The following is a 14,357-nucleotide window of genomic DNA, read 5'->3' as shown; positions in this document are numbered from 1 at the left end:
AGGCACGCATGGAAGTTCAGCAAGATGAGTACGAGAGCGTCACCAGCCCGGCGGCAATTAGCTCTCTTCTAAATACCATGATAGAGAGCGGTGGGGTGTCTCTTTGCCTCGCTACCCCTGATGCGCGACCTGAGCCCATTGTGCTGATGGAGCAGCACGAGGGTGATACGCTCGTCATGGACCTATCGTCTGTGGATTACCTGTTAAGTCGTCTTCAGCAGGGCGAGCAGTTTTTTCTGCGCGGGCAGTCTCAGGGCAAGGTGGTGCGAACGCCTCTGCTCTCATTAACGGAGACTCGCCGGTCTGGCGGACGTTTTCTGTGCTGTAGTGATTATCCCGCTACCGTCGATGTGCTCCAGCGCCGAGAGTCTTATCGCGCTGAGCTGCGCATGGGCATGGTGGTCGCAGCTACGGTCTTTGGAGACAGTGATGACAGTGCGTTAGGTGAGTTGCGCGACCTCTCGCAAGACGGCTGCCAGCTTGAGCTCCCGCTTACGGCCAGTGGCGTGTTAGCAGAGACTGACGAGCCTCTGAAGCTAGCTTTTACCTTCCCCAACGGCACCTACTTTGAAGTTCACGGTATTGCTCGCCATCAAAAAACTGACCCTGAGCGACATCTGCTGCGTGTCGGTTTTCGGTTTGCTGGCTGCACATCCGAGCAAGAGCGGCAGATTTGGTACTTTGTCTGCGAGATTGAGCGAGAAGCCGCGCGCTATAAGAAAGAAGTGCAGGAAGAGCGTCAGCCGTCGCCGCTATTTGAGCAGCCGGGCAAGCGAATGCCTGATACCGAGCACGTGGGTCGGCGCGATATTCGCCGCTACGCGACGCCTACGGCGCGCCGTCTAGTAAAAGTGGCCGCTTATCTTGATGCGCAGCTGCTGCTGCTTCAGCAGGGCAGTGATATCGACTCAAGGCAGCTATCCCGCAATGCGGATCGTTTGCTTGCGCTTCACGAAGAAGATCGTGAAGCCTTGTTGTTTGCTTCGCGTTGTCTATCGCTTGAGCCCTTGCTCGTCAGGCACGGGATAGCCGTTGCCGTGCACCTGCTCGATTTAGTCGGTGCCAATATGCCTCGGGAGGTGCGCAAAGCGATTGTCGCCAGCGGTTTGGTGCATGATCTTGGTAAAGCGCTGATTCCGCAGGTGGTGTTTAAATCTCCCAATTTTGAAGCAACGCACCGTCAGGCGTTGAGTGAGCATGTGTCATTACTGTTGGCGCGACTGCATACGTGTCAGTGGCTATCCGCCACCGTTGCCCAAGCGGTCATTGGTGGCATTAACGAACGTCTCGACGGTAGCGGCTACCCAGAAGGGTTGACCGGAGATGATATTAACGAGTTGGCAAAAGCCAGCGCTGTGGTGGATGTGGTGGAAGCGATGCGTCGTGATCGGCCAGACCGGCCAGGGCGAACCGCTCAGCAAATATATCGTCACTTGCTGGCGCATCCCCATCAGTTTGATCCTCGCTGGATTAAACGTTACATCGAGCATTTTAAGACATTGCCAGTCGGCTCGTTAGCGCTATTCTCAAGCGAACAGTTTGCCTGGATTTTGCGCCTGGATGATCGGGGCGCGCCGTTAGAGGTCGTGCTTACTCAGCAGCCCGAACCGCCTATGCGCGATACGTTAGGTGGCATCGTGCGTGGTGATGTCTTCGAGCGCCTGGGTAAACCTGTCCGTGAAGTGGCGGTGTCTACCTAAGTGCCCGAGTGTGCGGCGCTAGCAGAATTAAAAGTAATGAGGCGTTAAAGTCTGTAGATGCGACGCCGATATATTTTATAGCTGAGCAAACATGCTCAACCTTGAATACTAAACAGCAGATTCCGCTTATGGCACTGCTGTTGTTTTACCCTATAAAGGAGTGCCCGCTAATGACCTACACTCGCGGTGGCGCCGGTAACGGACGTGGCGCAAATGCTTATGCCCGTGTTGGCGTTGAAAGTGGTGTCATGTCTGCTGACCCGCATCAGCTGATTGTGATGCTGTTTGACGGCGCTCAGGCCGCCATCCGTGCAGCACGTATTCATATGCAGGCTGGGAACAGAGCAGAAAAAGGGCGCTCAATCTCCAAGGCGCTCGACATCATTAACAACGGTTTGGCGGCTGCTCTGGATCAAGAGAAAGGCGGTGTGATTGCAGAGCGACTTGCCTCGCTGTACGACTATATTGCTCGCTTGCTGTTGGCGGCTAATTTGCGCAACGACGAAGAGAGTCTTAATCAGGCTGAGCGGCTGCTGGAAGATATCGCCTCCGCATGGCGTGAAATCGGTCAACAGCAAAGTGCATGAGGCAAGCATGGCGGCTTCCGAAACAGCGCATAGTCATTCTCAACAGGCACTCCTAGATGCCTACGCTAAGCTATTGGTGCGTGTTAATTACATGCATGAGCTTGCAAACGCCGAGCAGTGGGCAGAGCTGATTGAGCAGCGCAGCAACTACGTAGTGTTAGTGGAAGAGCTTCGCACGTTAGATGTAACGGTGACGCTAGATGCCCAGGGCAAGCAGCGTAAAACTGAGTTGCTCGAACAAATTCTAGAGCACGACGTTGAAATTCGACGTCGTTTGGTCGCTAGGCGCGACGAGCTTGGTAAGTTGATTGGGGTTACCCAGCGACAGCGGGATCTGCACCGTGCCTACGCCCCTCAACAGGGTGTATATAGCGATCATGAGAGTGATCCTTCCCGCGATAAGGGGGCATCGTGAGTGGCATCACGCCGCTTATCGACACCCTTTTACATCAAGTGCTTGGACGCCAAGCCGAGGTGTCAACACAGCGTGCATTAAATGCACCGGTTCAACCTGTTTATGCAGGTGATGGTCCGCGTGCGCTTCAGGGTGATGCTGGGTTGGACGGGCGGCCTTTGCCCCCCTTATTAGGGGATTTGAAGCGCCTGCCGGGAGCCTTGGAGGGAGGGCGTCAAGCCCAGCCGGGTGCGCTGCCAAGTGGTGCGCCAAGTTCCACTCAAACCCACTTCAGCCCCGCTGCACGCACTATTGCCGATGTACTGCTGCGCTTTCCAGCCCCTCCTACCGTGCTACGCCCTCAGGCTCCGTTAATGCCCGCTCAGGAATCGCCGTCGGCCCCCGTGTTAGCGAGCCGTTTAGAGGCAAGCATTCGGGATAGCGGTTTGTTTTATGAATCACACTTGAAGCGCTGGTATCAAGGAGACGCGACTCGGCAGCAGCTGTTGCGGGAGCCGCAAATGCAGCCAGGGCCACGTCCTGCTGGTATGTTTGTCCCCAGTTTTACGTCGGCGGTACTGAGCGCCGCGCCTGCCTCTGCGTTATTGGCCAGTCAAGCATCGCCGTCTATTTTGCCTAACACCCCTTTGGTCGCTGCTGCAGGCGATAGGTTGCTGCTTGAACGGCCAGCCATTCTGCCGCCTAGCCCCAACGCCCCACAATCTCCTTTGATTGGAGAGCGTCGAGAAGCGCCTCCTCTACCGGTAGCACTGCCCGCTAATAGCGAGCTCGCGGTGTCCGCACGGGGCCCAAAAGAGATTGTTCACGACAGCCTGCAAGGGTTAGTGCGTCAGCAGTTAGAAATGTTAGTGATGCCCACGCTACGCTGGGAAGGTGATGTGTGGGCCGGTATTTTTATGGCGCTCGTGATTAATTTGCCTGGTCGTGACGGGCAAAAGAACACGACAGCTGAAGAGGAGGGCGCCGAAGAGGGGTGGCGCTCTGAAATGCAGCTGGACGTGCCCAACCTTGGCAGTTTTAGCGTTGCGCTTTCGCTTTACCAGGGGGCATTAAGCGTTGACCTAACCACGGATAATGCTTCTACGCAGCAGCGTCTAGACGCGGGAGTGAGTGCGCTAGAACAGCGTTTAAACGCATTTGATTTTCGCCAAGTGTATGTGAAGGTTAGATATGTAACATTGGAGGGCGATGATGGCGACCTCGGGTGAACGCCGTCGACAAGCCGTCGCGCTGGCGTATCAAGAAGGTGAGCAGGCCCCCCGCGTGGTGGCAAAAGGATACGGCGAATTGGCCGAACGCATCATGGCCGAAGCTCAGCGTCAGGGGATTTATGTCCACGATGCCCCAGAGCTGGTGGCGCTACTTATGCAGCTAGATTTAGATGCGGAGATACCTGCTAGTTTGTATCAAGTGGTTGCTGAGCTGCTCGTCTGGGTATTTGAACTATCGGATGATGGGCTGAATCAGCGTGAGAGGCTCAAGTAGCCAATACAAGCGTTGTATGCAACCATGATGCGGGGTAAGAAAAAGTCATTAATGGCGCCAGTATAATGGTCACAATGTAGCGCCTGTGTCGTTCGATGGGACACTATGAGTCAAACAAGCTTTCTCGATGAAATTCAAGAAATTAACTTAGCGTACCTATTACTTGCGCAACGCTTACTGAGCGAAGATCGCGAGGCTGCCATGTTCCGATTAAAAATCGACGGCGAGCTCGCTGATCTATTGGTCTCGCTGAATGCCTGGCAACTGACCAAGCTTGCGCGGAGTAATCAACTAGTGTGTCGATTTAGCCACGCCAGTGGTCAACGGTTGCGCGACATTCTAGAAAACCCACGCGATCAAGGGCTAGCAGGGCTGCATGCATCACTGCTGTCAGCCTGTGAGCCGATGACATCGTTCACCTCAGGAGAGTCGAAGTGAGCCAGAAAAGCTTGGTTGATGAAATGCACCAAGTACAGCTGGCGATAGAGCTGATTGAATTAGGTGCACGTCTTCAGGTGTTGGAAACAGAGACAGAGTTAAGCCGTACGCGCCTGATTAAGCTCTATAAAGAAGTGCGTGGCATGTCTCCACCTAAGGGAATGTTGCCGTTTTCAGCAGACTGGTTTGTCACTTGGCTGCCTAACGTGCACTCCTCTTTTTTTTACAACATCTATATAGGCCTACTGAAAGGTGCGGGCTGCGAGCGGATTGATGCATTTGTAAAAGCGTACCGCTTGTACGAAGAGCAAATTTCCCTGGAGCGTGTAGAGCCCGTGTTGGGGCTGACTCGCGCCTGGACGCTAGTGCGTTTTTTTGAAAGCGACCTATTACAGCTGACCACCTGTACTCGCTGTGAAGGCCACTTTGTGGCCCATGCCCATAGCCCGACCCACGATTACGTGTGCGGTATCTGCCAGCCGCCGTCACGTGCAGGTAAAACCCGAAAAGCAGCGCGTTGAACGTAGAAAATTGTCACGCCTCTATCCGTCAGGCTGAGAATTAATAAACTACTTCTTTAATGGATAGATAGCGGTAAAAGGCAGTGGTACTTTCTCATTAAGCATCGCCTGCAACTGAGTATGATGTGGTGAAGTAGCACTTGGGATAGAGCGGTGCCTGCGTGGATAAGCCAGAGGCTCTGCTCTGTTGATAAAAAAACTGATATCGCAAGGACTCTGCTTGTGCTGATTCTTTTAGGTTATGTGGTCGTACTGGTGTGCGTATTCGGCGGCTATGTGCTTGCAGGTGGAAGTATGGGCCCCCTCTATCAGCCACTTGAGCTGCTTATTATCGGCGGTGCTGGCGTAGGTGCGTTTATTGCGTCCAACAACGGCAAGGCGATCAAGGCAACCTTTAAAATCTTGCCGCGGCTGAAACGAACGAAGAAATATAACAAAGCGCTATATATGGAACTCATGGCGCTGCAGTACAAAATTCTCTCCAAGGTGCGTCGCGAGGGCATGCTGGGTATTGAGCGTGATATCGATAATCCTCAAGAAAGCCCTCTCTTTCAAGAGCACCCCTCGGTGCTTGCTGATCCTCATATCATGAACTTTTTAACCGACTACTTACGCCTGATGGTCAGTGGCGGCATGGAGCCCATGGAAATCGATGAGCTGATGCTTCATGAAATTGAGGTCTTTGAACAAGAGGCCCATATCCCCATTGATGCCATTTCTAAGGTGGGTGACGCCATGCCTGCATTTGGCATTGTGGCGGCGGTCATGGGGGTTATTAAGGCGCTTACCTATGCCGATGCGACAGCAGAGCAAATGGGGCAGATGATTGCCATGGCTCTCGTGGGCACCTTCCTAGGCATATTGATGGGCTACGGGTTTATTAGCCCGATTGCGAGTTACGCTGATCGTCAGGCCAAAGAAGCGGAAAAAATGCTTCAGTGTATCCGCGTGACGCTACTGGCCAGCTTGCACGGGTATGCACCACAGCTTGCTGTCGAGTTTGGGCGTAAAGCGCTGCACACTGCAGAACGGCCCAGCTTTACTGAGTTAGAAGAGTATGTGCGTGACGCCAAAAAGGGCGGTAATGCATGAGTAAGGGTGGGGATAAGCGCCCGATTGTTATCAGGCGTAAAAAAGTTGTTCACGCCCACCATGGCGGTGCCTGGAAAATTGCACTGGCGGACTTTATGACCGCCTTGATGGCACTGTTCTTGGTGATGTGGATTTTGAGTGTTTCAAGCGAAGAGACCCGGCAAGGCGTCGCAGAGTACTTTAGTACACCGCTTGTGACGGCCATTACCGGTGGAGATCGTTCGGGCAGCACAAGCGTGATTCCTGGGGGCGGCCCCGATCCGACGCATAGCGACGGCGAGCGTGCGCGCATTGACGTGTTGCAGCATACCCGGCCAAGTGCCCAAGAACGACGCTTCTTCAACGATTTACAAGAGCGTATCGAGCGTGCCATTGAGCGTGATCCGGAGCTACGCGAACTGCGCAATCAGATGCGCTTTGACTTGACCCGAGAAGGGCTGCGTATCCAACTGCTGGACACCGAGCAACGGCCGATGTTTGAACTGGGTAGCGACCAAGTCGCCCCTTACATGCGAAGCCTGCTGCGCACGATGGCACCGCTGCTTAACGATTTGCCGAATGACTTAAGCATCAGTGGACATACCGATAGTGTCCCTTATGTCGGTGGCTACCGTGGTTACAGCAACTGGGAGCTCTCTAACGACCGCGCAAACGCCTCACGACGTGAGCTAGTGGGCGGTGGGCTTGATCCAGATCAATTATTGCGTGTATCGGGCTTTGCTGATCGTGTGTTGTTGGCTGACACTGCGCCCACGGATCCGATTAATCGGCGTATTGAGCTAGTGGTGCTGTTACCCGAGATTGCTGAAGCCATTCGTAACCCAGGTATTCTCTCAGCAGACGACACTGTATCAGAGAGCAGTATGCCGGACGGGATGCTCGCCGATGAGCCCCCATTCGATGACGTAATGCGTAATGAGCCGGTGCCTGAACAACAAGTGCCACAAAACACGCCACAAGCCAACGATAACCAGTAAGCGCGGCTTGTCACAAAAAAATATGACGTTCACGTGGAGCGGTGCATGGATATAGCGGATTTTTTTGACACCTTTTTTGAAGAGGCTGAAGAGCTGCTCGCCGATATGGAGCAGCACTTGTTGGAACTGGATGTCGATGATCCGGATAGTGAGCAACTGAACGCTATCTTCCGCGCAGCCCACTCTATTAAAGGTGGCGCAGGAACCTTCGGTTTTAGCGTGCTACAGAAAACCACGCATATTTTCGAAAACCTGCTAGATCACGCTCGCAAAGGGGAACTCACCCTACGCGCTGAGCATGTGGATACCTTTTTAGAGGCCAAAGACATCATGCACGAGCAGCTCGATGCTTACCGCAACGAGGAAGAGCCCAATCAAGAAGCGTATGAGCGTATCTGCCACACGCTGCAGCAAATTGCGCTCGAGGAAATTGGCAAAACGCTTGACGCCCCTGCGGCCCCTGCAAAGAAAGCAGAGCCAGAGGAGGACAAAAAGGCAGCAGCGTCGAACCAACATCACCTCAAAGTAGCGCTTCTCAACGTTGGCGATAAAGATCGTGGACTGTTGGTAGAAGAACTAGAGCAATTGGGCGACATTCAGTCTCAGTCTGGCGATGAAAAGCGCTACGAGGTCACGCTCACGGGAGGAGTGAGTGCCGATGATATTGAAGCCGTTATGTGCTTCATTATTGAGCCGGATCAAATTGAGATCACCACGGTCGCTGCTGAAGCGTCTGCTCCAGGCGTAGCGCCAGCGGCTGAACCTGCTCCTAGTGCGCCTGCTCCTGTAGCGGAGGAGAAGCCGGCCGCGCCTGTTGCTGAGACGCCTCCTGTCAGCAAAGCCCCCGCCAGTAAAAAACCAGAGAAGGCGGCGGCTAAAAAAGCAGCCCCTGAATCATCTTCTATTCGTGTGTCCGTCGACAAGGTCGACCAGATCATCAACTTGGTGGGCGAGTTGATCATCACCCAGTCGATGCTGGATCAAACGGTCAGTGACCTGGGCGATCAGTCAGTCGGCAATAGCTCACTGCAAAACGGCATGAGCCTGCTGCAGCGTAATGCCCGCGATCTTCAAGAAGCGGTTATGTCGATCCGTATGATCCCTATGGAATTCGTGTTCAGCCGCTTCCCACGAGTGGTGCGCGATACGGCGGGCAAGCTGGGCAAAGAGATTGAACTCGTCACCGAAGGCAAATCCACGGAGCTTGATAAGAGCTTGGTGGAGCGGATTACTGATCCGCTAACGCATTTAGTGCGTAACAGTTTGGATCACGGCATCGAAATGCCTGATGAGCGTGAAGCACTGGGCAAGCCTCGCACAGGCAAGCTGGTGCTTTCCGCCCGCCACCAGGGTGGCAATATTCTGATTGAAGTCCGCGATGACGGTGCTGGTATGGACCGTGATCGTTTGCTGGCCAAGGCGCGTGAAAATGGTCTCAATGTCTCCGACACCATGTCCGATGAAGACGTCTATCAGCTCATCTTTGCGCCCGGCTTTTCAACCGCAAAAGAGGTCACCGATGTGTCTGGCCGCGGCGTTGGTATGGACGTGGTCAAGCGGAACATTCAAGGCATGGGCGGCCGGGTGGAAATCCAGTCTAAAAAAGGCGAAGGCACCAATACGCGTATCGTACTGCCGCTAACGCTCGCTATCCTTGACGGTATGTCCATTAAAGTGGGCAGTGAAACCTTCATTTTGCCGCTGTCGACGGTGCTTGAGTCGCTCCAGCCCGCGAAAGGCGATATGTACGCGATGGCAGGCGACGATGTGGTACTCAAAGTCCGCGATGAGTACCTGCCCGTGATTGCCATTCATGAAGTGCTGGATGTGGAAAATGCCATTACGGATCCGACCAAGAGCATTGCGGTTATCGTGCAAGGTGAAGGTCGACGTTACGCCATGCTGGTGGATGAGCTAATTGGCCAGCAGCAGGTGGTGGTAAAGAACCTCGAAGACAATTATCGCAAAGTGCCCGGCGTGTCGGCCGCTACCATCTTGGGGGATGGCAGCGTTGCGTTAATTCTCGATATCACTGGCTTACATCGTTTAAGCCGGGCCAAGAAAGAAGCAGGGAAAATCGCTAACCAACCACATCTCTCTTATTACAAGGAGGCTGAGCCGTCATGAGTCAAGCATCTAATGAGGCGGTGCTAGCCGCCGCAGAAGCGGAAAATCGTGAATTTTTGGTATTTTCGCTGGGTGACGAAGAGTACGCCATTGATATCTTAAAGGTGCAGGAGATACGTGGTTATGAAAACGTTACTCGTATTGCGAACGCACCTGACTTTATTAAAGGGGTAACGAACCTACGTGGTGTGATTGTGCCGATCGTGGATCTGCGCATCAAGTTCCACCTAGAGAACGTTGAGTACGGTGGTCAAACGGTCGTGATCGTGGTCAATGTCGCAGATCGAATTGTGGGTATCGTAGTGGATGGCGTTTCCGACGTGATGACCCTGACGCCAGAGCAGATCAAGCCGGCACCAGAGTTTGGCGTCACACTCTCCTCTGATTTCCTGAGTGGCCTCGGCAGTTTGGACGACCGCATGCTAGTGCTGGTGGATATCGATAAGCTGCTGACAAGCGAAGAGATGGCGTTGGTAGATAGCACCGGTAACCGCTAACGACCCGCCTAGGGGCACAGGGAACGTGCCCGTCTTAAGCCAAAAAAACAACTCGCTCTAGTGCCATGGATAGCGCTGGCAGTCAAGTTGTGTTTGGAGTAATGCGCGTGACACAGCTAGTACGTCAACTGATGAGCAACATGACTGTCCGTCTTAGCTGGGGGCTAGTACTAGCCACCTTCTCGCTGTTGGTGCTCATTGCTTGTGGTATCGGGCTCTATGCGCTGCATCATGGTGCCACCATTGTCCAAAGCGCCAGCGACCCCCAAGCTCAGCAGGTCGCATTTACTGCCTTTGCGACGCGCATTCGCTGGGTATTGATTGGCATTGTCGCCATGACCGTTTTAACGGTTGTGGTAGTGGTGTGGGGCGTCAGCGCTAACGTACTGCGGCCGCTAGATCGGTTAGTCGGTTATTTTGAACGCATGGCGCAGGGGGATCTCAATCAGCAGATCCGCTCACCCGGAAACAATGAAATCGGTAAGCTCTACAGTGCGATGGCCCATATGCAAGGCTCTTTATCCGAGACGGTGGGCGTGGTTCGCCACAGTGGCACCACGATTTTTGAACGCTCCCAGCATATTGCCAGCGGTAACAATGACCTCTCCTCACGCACCGAGCAGCAGGCATCCTCGCTTGAAGAAACAGCCTCCAGCATGGAGCAGCTCGCCTCAACCGTGAGCCATAATGCAGATAATGCCCGTCAAGCCAGCCAGCTTGCAGGTGATGCCACGCGGACAGCGCGACGCAGTGGTGAAGAAGTCAGTCATATCGTGGGCACTATGCAGGAAATCAGCGCCAGCTCCCACCAAGTTGCTGACATCATTACCCTCATTGACAACATCGCCTTCCAAACCAATATCCTAGCGCTGAATGCCTCCGTAGAGGCCGCGCGCGCTGGTGAGCACGGTAAAGGGTTTGCCGTAGTAGCCCAAGAGGTGCGCAGTCTTGCAAGCCGAAGCGCCAATGCGGCTAAAGAGATTCGCACGCTCATCGATGCTTCGCTGGGTAAAGTAGATGCCGGGACTCAGCGGGTAAATCAAGCAGGGCAAACCATGCAGGACCTCGTCGCGGCTGTACAGCGCGTGAGCGATATCATGGACGACATTGCTTCCGCCTCAGAAGAGCAAAGCAATGGCATTAGTCAGGTCAACCAAGCCGTTGCACAAATGGATCAAGTCGTTCAGCAGAATGCGCAGCTGGTTCAGCAAGCCGCACGCAGTGCCAATGAACTAGAGAGCGAGGCGGCACGCCTGCGTGAAGCCGTTGAACGGTTTCGTGTGGCGGGCAAAGGCCAAGCCTTGCCGCAAGTTCACATGTCCTCCCCTGTTGTGGCGCAGGTGTCGGCCCGCTCCTCGAACAGCGCCGCTACGGCTAAGACAGAAGAGTGGGAAGCTTTTTAAACCGGTGGCATTTTCCGCCGACCTAATAATCTGTTAACGCGCCAAAACACCAACAATAAGGCAGCACGATGCGTAATAACCAGCCAGTGACTCAACGGGAAGTTGAGCTAAAACAAGATGACTTTCTTGTCTCCCGCACCAATTTAAAAGGGCAGATTACCTACGCTAATCCGGCGTTTATTGAGATTAGCGGTTACCAGCACGAAGAGCTCATCGGTGCGCCGCATAACCTGATACGTCACCCCGATATGCCGCCGCCCGCGTTTGAGAACCTATGGAAAACCGTGCAAGCAGGCGATACATGGCGAGGGCTGGTTAAAAACCGCTGTAAGAATGGTGACCACTACTGGGTTGATGCCAGCGTCACACCGATTGTGGAGAACGACCAAGTGATTGGTTACACCTCGGTGCGGGTGCAGGCGACCCGTGAAGCCATTGCCCAAGCGGAGCAGCGCTATGCGCAAATGCGCGAAGGTCGCAATAAGCGTCTCTATCTGGATAAAGGTCGTGTGCGCCAGAAAGGCCTGTTACATCGTGTTAAACGTGTCCGGTTAGACACTATCCGCGCCAAGTTAATTGGCATGGTCGTCGTGGCGGGTGCATTACTACTCACCAGCGGTGGCCTCGGGCTTTATGGTCTAAATGTCGCGGGTGATCGGCTAGGTGAGCTGAATAACGACGGGCTGCGAGATGTCATTCGCCTTCAGCAGATCGACCAAACGATTGCCCAAACGCGCCAGTCGATGATTGAGCCTGAGCGTATGGAGCTGATCAGTCAGCGGTTTGAAATGGGCGAAGCAGTAGCAGAAAACGCCGCCGAGGTGGCGGACGTATGGGCGGCGTTTTACAGCCGCGATGTGAATGCGACGCCGCTAGCAGACGCTTTTAATGAGCAGCTGCAAACCTTTTTAGCGAACGGTATGAACCAAGCCGCGAGTGTGCTGCAAGCCGAAGAGACCTACCAGGCGTTTACCGGCCTAGATGGTGTGATCAACGTGATGAATGAAGATGGCCGTGCCCTATCCAGCATGGTGAATCAGTTGATTGCCCAGAAACAGGAAGCGGCTGAAGCCATGGCGGCAGATGCCGAACGCGGGCAAGCGACCATGCTAACGGCTCAGGTCGGCATGTTAGCGGTGGGTCTGCTGCTGCTAATACTCATCAGCGTGCTAACGCTGCGCTCGATTATCACTCCGCTCAAGCATGCCTCTCGTTTTACGCTGCAAATCGCGGGCGGCAACTTAGCCGCACGTGTGCCTCCTAAACGGCGTGATGAGATTGGTCAGTTGATGGACTCGCTGAACACGATGCGTAAAAGCCTGAGCAGTATTATTAGCGAAGTCAAAAGCGGCATCGAGGTGGTGACCCCCGCGGCTAAGGATATTGCCAGCGGTAATGAAGCGCTCTCATCGCGCACCGAGCAGCAGGCAGCCTCGCTTCAACAAACGGCCTCCAGCATGGAGGAAATGACCAGCACGGTGCGGCAAAACAGTGATAATGCTCAAGAAGCGCGTCGACTGGCCGATAATAATGCAACAAGGGTTACACAAACCGGCGAATTGATGACACAACTGGTCGCCAATATGCAGCGGATTACGCAAAGCTCACAGAAAATGACCGATATTATTAATGTCATTGATTCGATTGCCTTTCAGACCAATATCCTGGCGCTGAATGCATCGGTTGAGGCGGCTCGGGCAGGTGAGCATGGCCGTGGCTTTGCCGTGGTGGCGGAAGAAGTACGTAAGCTAGCCGGACGCAGTGCCGGCGCTTCACAAGAGATTCGTACGCTTATTGATGAATCTAGTCAGGATGTCCGTGCCGGTGCGGGGCTAGTGGAAAAAGCCGAAGCCGCGATCAGTGATGTCGCAGAAGCCGCGCGAAACGTGACGCAAATCATGCACGATATTTCGGCCGCCTCTGAAGAGCAAAGTAGCGGTATTGCAGAGGTGAATCAGGCCGTCGCAGAGATGGATCAAGCCACACAGCAAAACGCCCTGCGTGTTCAAGAAACAGCGCAAGCGGCGATGGCGCTAGAGCAGCAGGCAAGCCTGCTGGCGCTATCGGTGGAAGCCTTCCGGCTGACAAGCCAGGGGCCGTTGAGGCCACCTGCCGGTCAGGCCGGGATGGCCGCTTTACCTAGCGTTAACGCGCCATCGACAAAGATCAGCAGTGCCACAACGCCTGCGCCGAGTCATAAGAAGCGGCAGATGGCCTCTGTAGAGGAGTGGGAAGAGTTTTGACAGACCAACGCGAACGGGGAGTTGACGTCGGCCAGTGGGCGTCCAGTGGGCAGATCGAACGAGATCTGGTGCTGACCGATGCGGATTTTGTGCGCATTCGAGAGCTGATTTATCAGCGCGCAGGCATCGTTTTGGCCGAGCATAAGCGTGAAATGGTCTACAGCCGCTTGGCTAAGCGGCTGCGTCATCACGGCATGACGCGCTTTACTGACTACCTGTCGCGGCTGGAGCGTCAGCCTGACGCTAAAGAGTGGGAGGCGTTTACCAACGCGCTGACAACGAACCTCACGGCGTTCTTTCGTGAATCGCACCACTTTCCGCTGCTTGCTGAGCATATTAAGCACAAGCAAGAACCGGTAACGATTTGGTGTTCAGCGGCGTCGACAGGGGAAGAGCCGTACTCTATCGCCATGACGCTGTTAGAAACGCTTGGACCTAAGGCGTCTCAGGCCAAAGTGATTGCCACGGATATCGATACCGAAGCGTTAGCCAAAGCACGCAAAGGCATCTACCCCCAAGAGCAGGTGCGTAAACTTGATGAAGCCCGAGTAAAACGGTTCTTCCAAAAAGGCACGGGCAACCATATTGGTCTTGCCCGTGTGCGCCCAGAAGTGTCTGCACTGGTGGAGTTTATGCCGCTCAACCTGCTGGCCCCCCAGTGGCCAGTAAAAGGGCCATTTGATGCGGTGTTTTGCCGTAACATAATGATTTATTTCGATAAAGATACGCAGGCTAAGATTCTGAAGCGGTTTGCGCCGTTGATGAAACCCGATGGGCTGCTATTTGCGGGTCACTCCGAAAACTTCTCGTATATCAGTGATGCGTTTAAGTTGCGCGGGCAGACGGTGTACACCCTCGCTAAATAAGTGAAC

General features: G+C 54.2%; 14 protein-coding genes. All 14 read left to right on the top strand.

The window, feature by feature from the left end:
* Positions 1-8: 8 nt before the first annotated feature.
* Positions 9-1,700 (top strand): HD domain-containing phosphohydrolase, encoded by a 1,692-nt coding sequence (locus tag IEW65_RS14415; protein WP_188640137.1) that lies wholly within the window; start codon positions 9-11, stop codon positions 1,698-1,700.
* Positions 1,701-1,870: 170 nt separating this feature from the next.
* Positions 1,871-2,287 carry a flagellar export chaperone FliS gene (fliS, locus tag IEW65_RS14410; protein ID WP_188640136.1) on the top strand — a complete coding sequence of 139 codons (417 nt, stop codon included), beginning with the start codon at positions 1,871-1,873 and terminating at the stop codon, positions 2,285-2,287.
* A gap of 7 nt (positions 2,288-2,294) precedes the next feature.
* Positions 2,295-2,702, top strand: a complete 408-nt coding sequence (gene fliT / locus IEW65_RS14405; RefSeq protein WP_188640135.1) for a flagellar protein FliT — start codon at positions 2,295-2,297, stop codon at positions 2,700-2,702.
* Positions 2,699-3,910, top strand: a complete 1,212-nt coding sequence (gene fliK, locus IEW65_RS14400; RefSeq protein WP_188640134.1) for a flagellar hook-length control protein FliK — start codon at positions 2,699-2,701, stop codon at positions 3,908-3,910. The genes fliT and fliK overlap by 4 nt, the downstream gene beginning before the upstream one ends.
* Entirely contained in the window at positions 3,894-4,187 is a 294-nt protein-coding gene (locus IEW65_RS14395; protein WP_188640184.1) for an EscU/YscU/HrcU family type III secretion system export apparatus switch protein, read from the top strand. Before fliK ends, IEW65_RS14395 begins: the two co-directional genes overlap by 17 nt.
* 105 nt (positions 4,188-4,292) lie before the next feature.
* Positions 4,293-4,625 carry a flagellar transcriptional regulator FlhD gene (gene flhD / locus IEW65_RS14390; protein ID WP_188640133.1) on the top strand — a complete coding sequence of 111 codons (333 nt, stop codon included), beginning with the start codon at positions 4,293-4,295 and terminating at the stop codon, positions 4,623-4,625.
* Positions 4,622-5,146, top strand: a complete 525-nt coding sequence (flhC, locus tag IEW65_RS14385) for a flagellar transcriptional regulator FlhC (RefSeq protein WP_188640132.1) — start codon at positions 4,622-4,624, stop codon at positions 5,144-5,146. The genes flhD and flhC overlap by 4 nt, the downstream gene beginning before the upstream one ends.
* Before the next feature lie 222 nt (positions 5,147-5,368).
* Entirely contained in the window at positions 5,369-6,238 is an 870-nt protein-coding gene (motA, locus tag IEW65_RS14380; protein ID WP_188640131.1) for a flagellar motor stator protein MotA, read from the top strand.
* Entirely contained in the window at positions 6,235-7,215 is a 981-nt protein-coding gene (gene motB / locus IEW65_RS14375; protein ID WP_188640130.1) for a flagellar motor protein MotB, read from the top strand. The genes motA and motB overlap by 4 nt, the downstream gene beginning before the upstream one ends.
* A gap of 45 nt (positions 7,216-7,260) precedes the next feature.
* A complete protein-coding gene (gene cheA, locus IEW65_RS14370) occupies positions 7,261-9,342 on the top strand; it encodes a chemotaxis protein CheA (RefSeq protein ID WP_188640129.1) in 2,082 nt (693 codons plus the stop codon).
* Positions 9,339-9,839 carry a chemotaxis protein CheW gene (gene cheW / locus IEW65_RS14365; RefSeq protein ID WP_188640128.1) on the top strand — a complete coding sequence of 167 codons (501 nt, stop codon included), beginning with the start codon at positions 9,339-9,341 and terminating at the stop codon, positions 9,837-9,839. Before cheA ends, cheW begins: the two co-directional genes overlap by 4 nt.
* A 101-nt stretch (positions 9,840-9,940) precedes the next feature.
* Complete coding sequence (locus IEW65_RS14360) at positions 9,941-11,242, top strand: methyl-accepting chemotaxis protein (protein ID WP_229755574.1); 1,302 nt, start codon at positions 9,941-9,943, stop codon at positions 11,240-11,242.
* A 68-nt stretch (positions 11,243-11,310) separates the two neighbouring features.
* Complete coding sequence (locus IEW65_RS14355; protein ID WP_188640127.1) at positions 11,311-13,485, top strand: methyl-accepting chemotaxis protein; 2,175 nt, start codon at positions 11,311-11,313, stop codon at positions 13,483-13,485.
* Positions 13,482-14,351: a CheR family methyltransferase gene (locus IEW65_RS14350; RefSeq protein ID WP_188640126.1), complete on the top strand. Its 870-nt coding sequence runs from the start codon at positions 13,482-13,484 to the stop codon at positions 14,349-14,351. The genes IEW65_RS14355 and IEW65_RS14350 overlap by 4 nt, the downstream gene beginning before the upstream one ends.
* Positions 14,352-14,357: the final 6 nt, after the last annotated feature.

Source organism: Vreelandella lutescens, assembly GCF_014640815.1.
Lineage (GTDB): Bacteria > Pseudomonadota > Gammaproteobacteria > Pseudomonadales > Halomonadaceae > Vreelandella > Vreelandella lutescens.
Note: the sequence above shows the minus strand (reverse complement) of the source record. Positions and strands in the feature narration are given on the sequence as shown.

Excerpts from the sequence above, each read along its gene's own strand:
- IEW65_RS14415 (WP_188640137.1), top strand. The coding sequence starts at position 9 with ATGGAAGTTCAGCAAGATGAGTACGAGAGCGTCACCAGCCCGGCGGCA.
- fliS (WP_188640136.1), top strand. The coding sequence starts at position 1,871 with ATGACCTACACTCGCGGTGGCGCCGGTAACGGACGTGGCGCAAATGCT.
- fliT (WP_188640135.1), top strand. The coding sequence starts at position 2,295 with ATGGCGGCTTCCGAAACAGCGCATAGTCATTCTCAACAGGCACTCCTA.
- IEW65_RS14395 (WP_188640184.1), top strand. The coding sequence starts at position 3,894 with ATGGCGACCTCGGGTGAACGCCGTCGACAAGCCGTCGCGCTGGCGTAT.
- flhD (WP_188640133.1), top strand. The coding sequence starts at position 4,293 with ATGAGTCAAACAAGCTTTCTCGATGAAATTCAAGAAATTAACTTAGCG.
- motB (WP_188640130.1), top strand. The coding sequence starts at position 6,235 with ATGAGTAAGGGTGGGGATAAGCGCCCGATTGTTATCAGGCGTAAAAAA.
- cheA (WP_188640129.1), top strand. The coding sequence starts at position 7,261 with ATGGATATAGCGGATTTTTTTGACACCTTTTTTGAAGAGGCTGAAGAG.
- cheW (WP_188640128.1), top strand. The coding sequence starts at position 9,339 with ATGAGTCAAGCATCTAATGAGGCGGTGCTAGCCGCCGCAGAAGCGGAA.
- IEW65_RS14360 (WP_229755574.1), top strand. The coding sequence starts at position 9,941 with ATGCGCGTGACACAGCTAGTACGTCAACTGATGAGCAACATGACTGTC.
- IEW65_RS14355 (WP_188640127.1), top strand. The coding sequence starts at position 11,311 with ATGCGTAATAACCAGCCAGTGACTCAACGGGAAGTTGAGCTAAAACAA.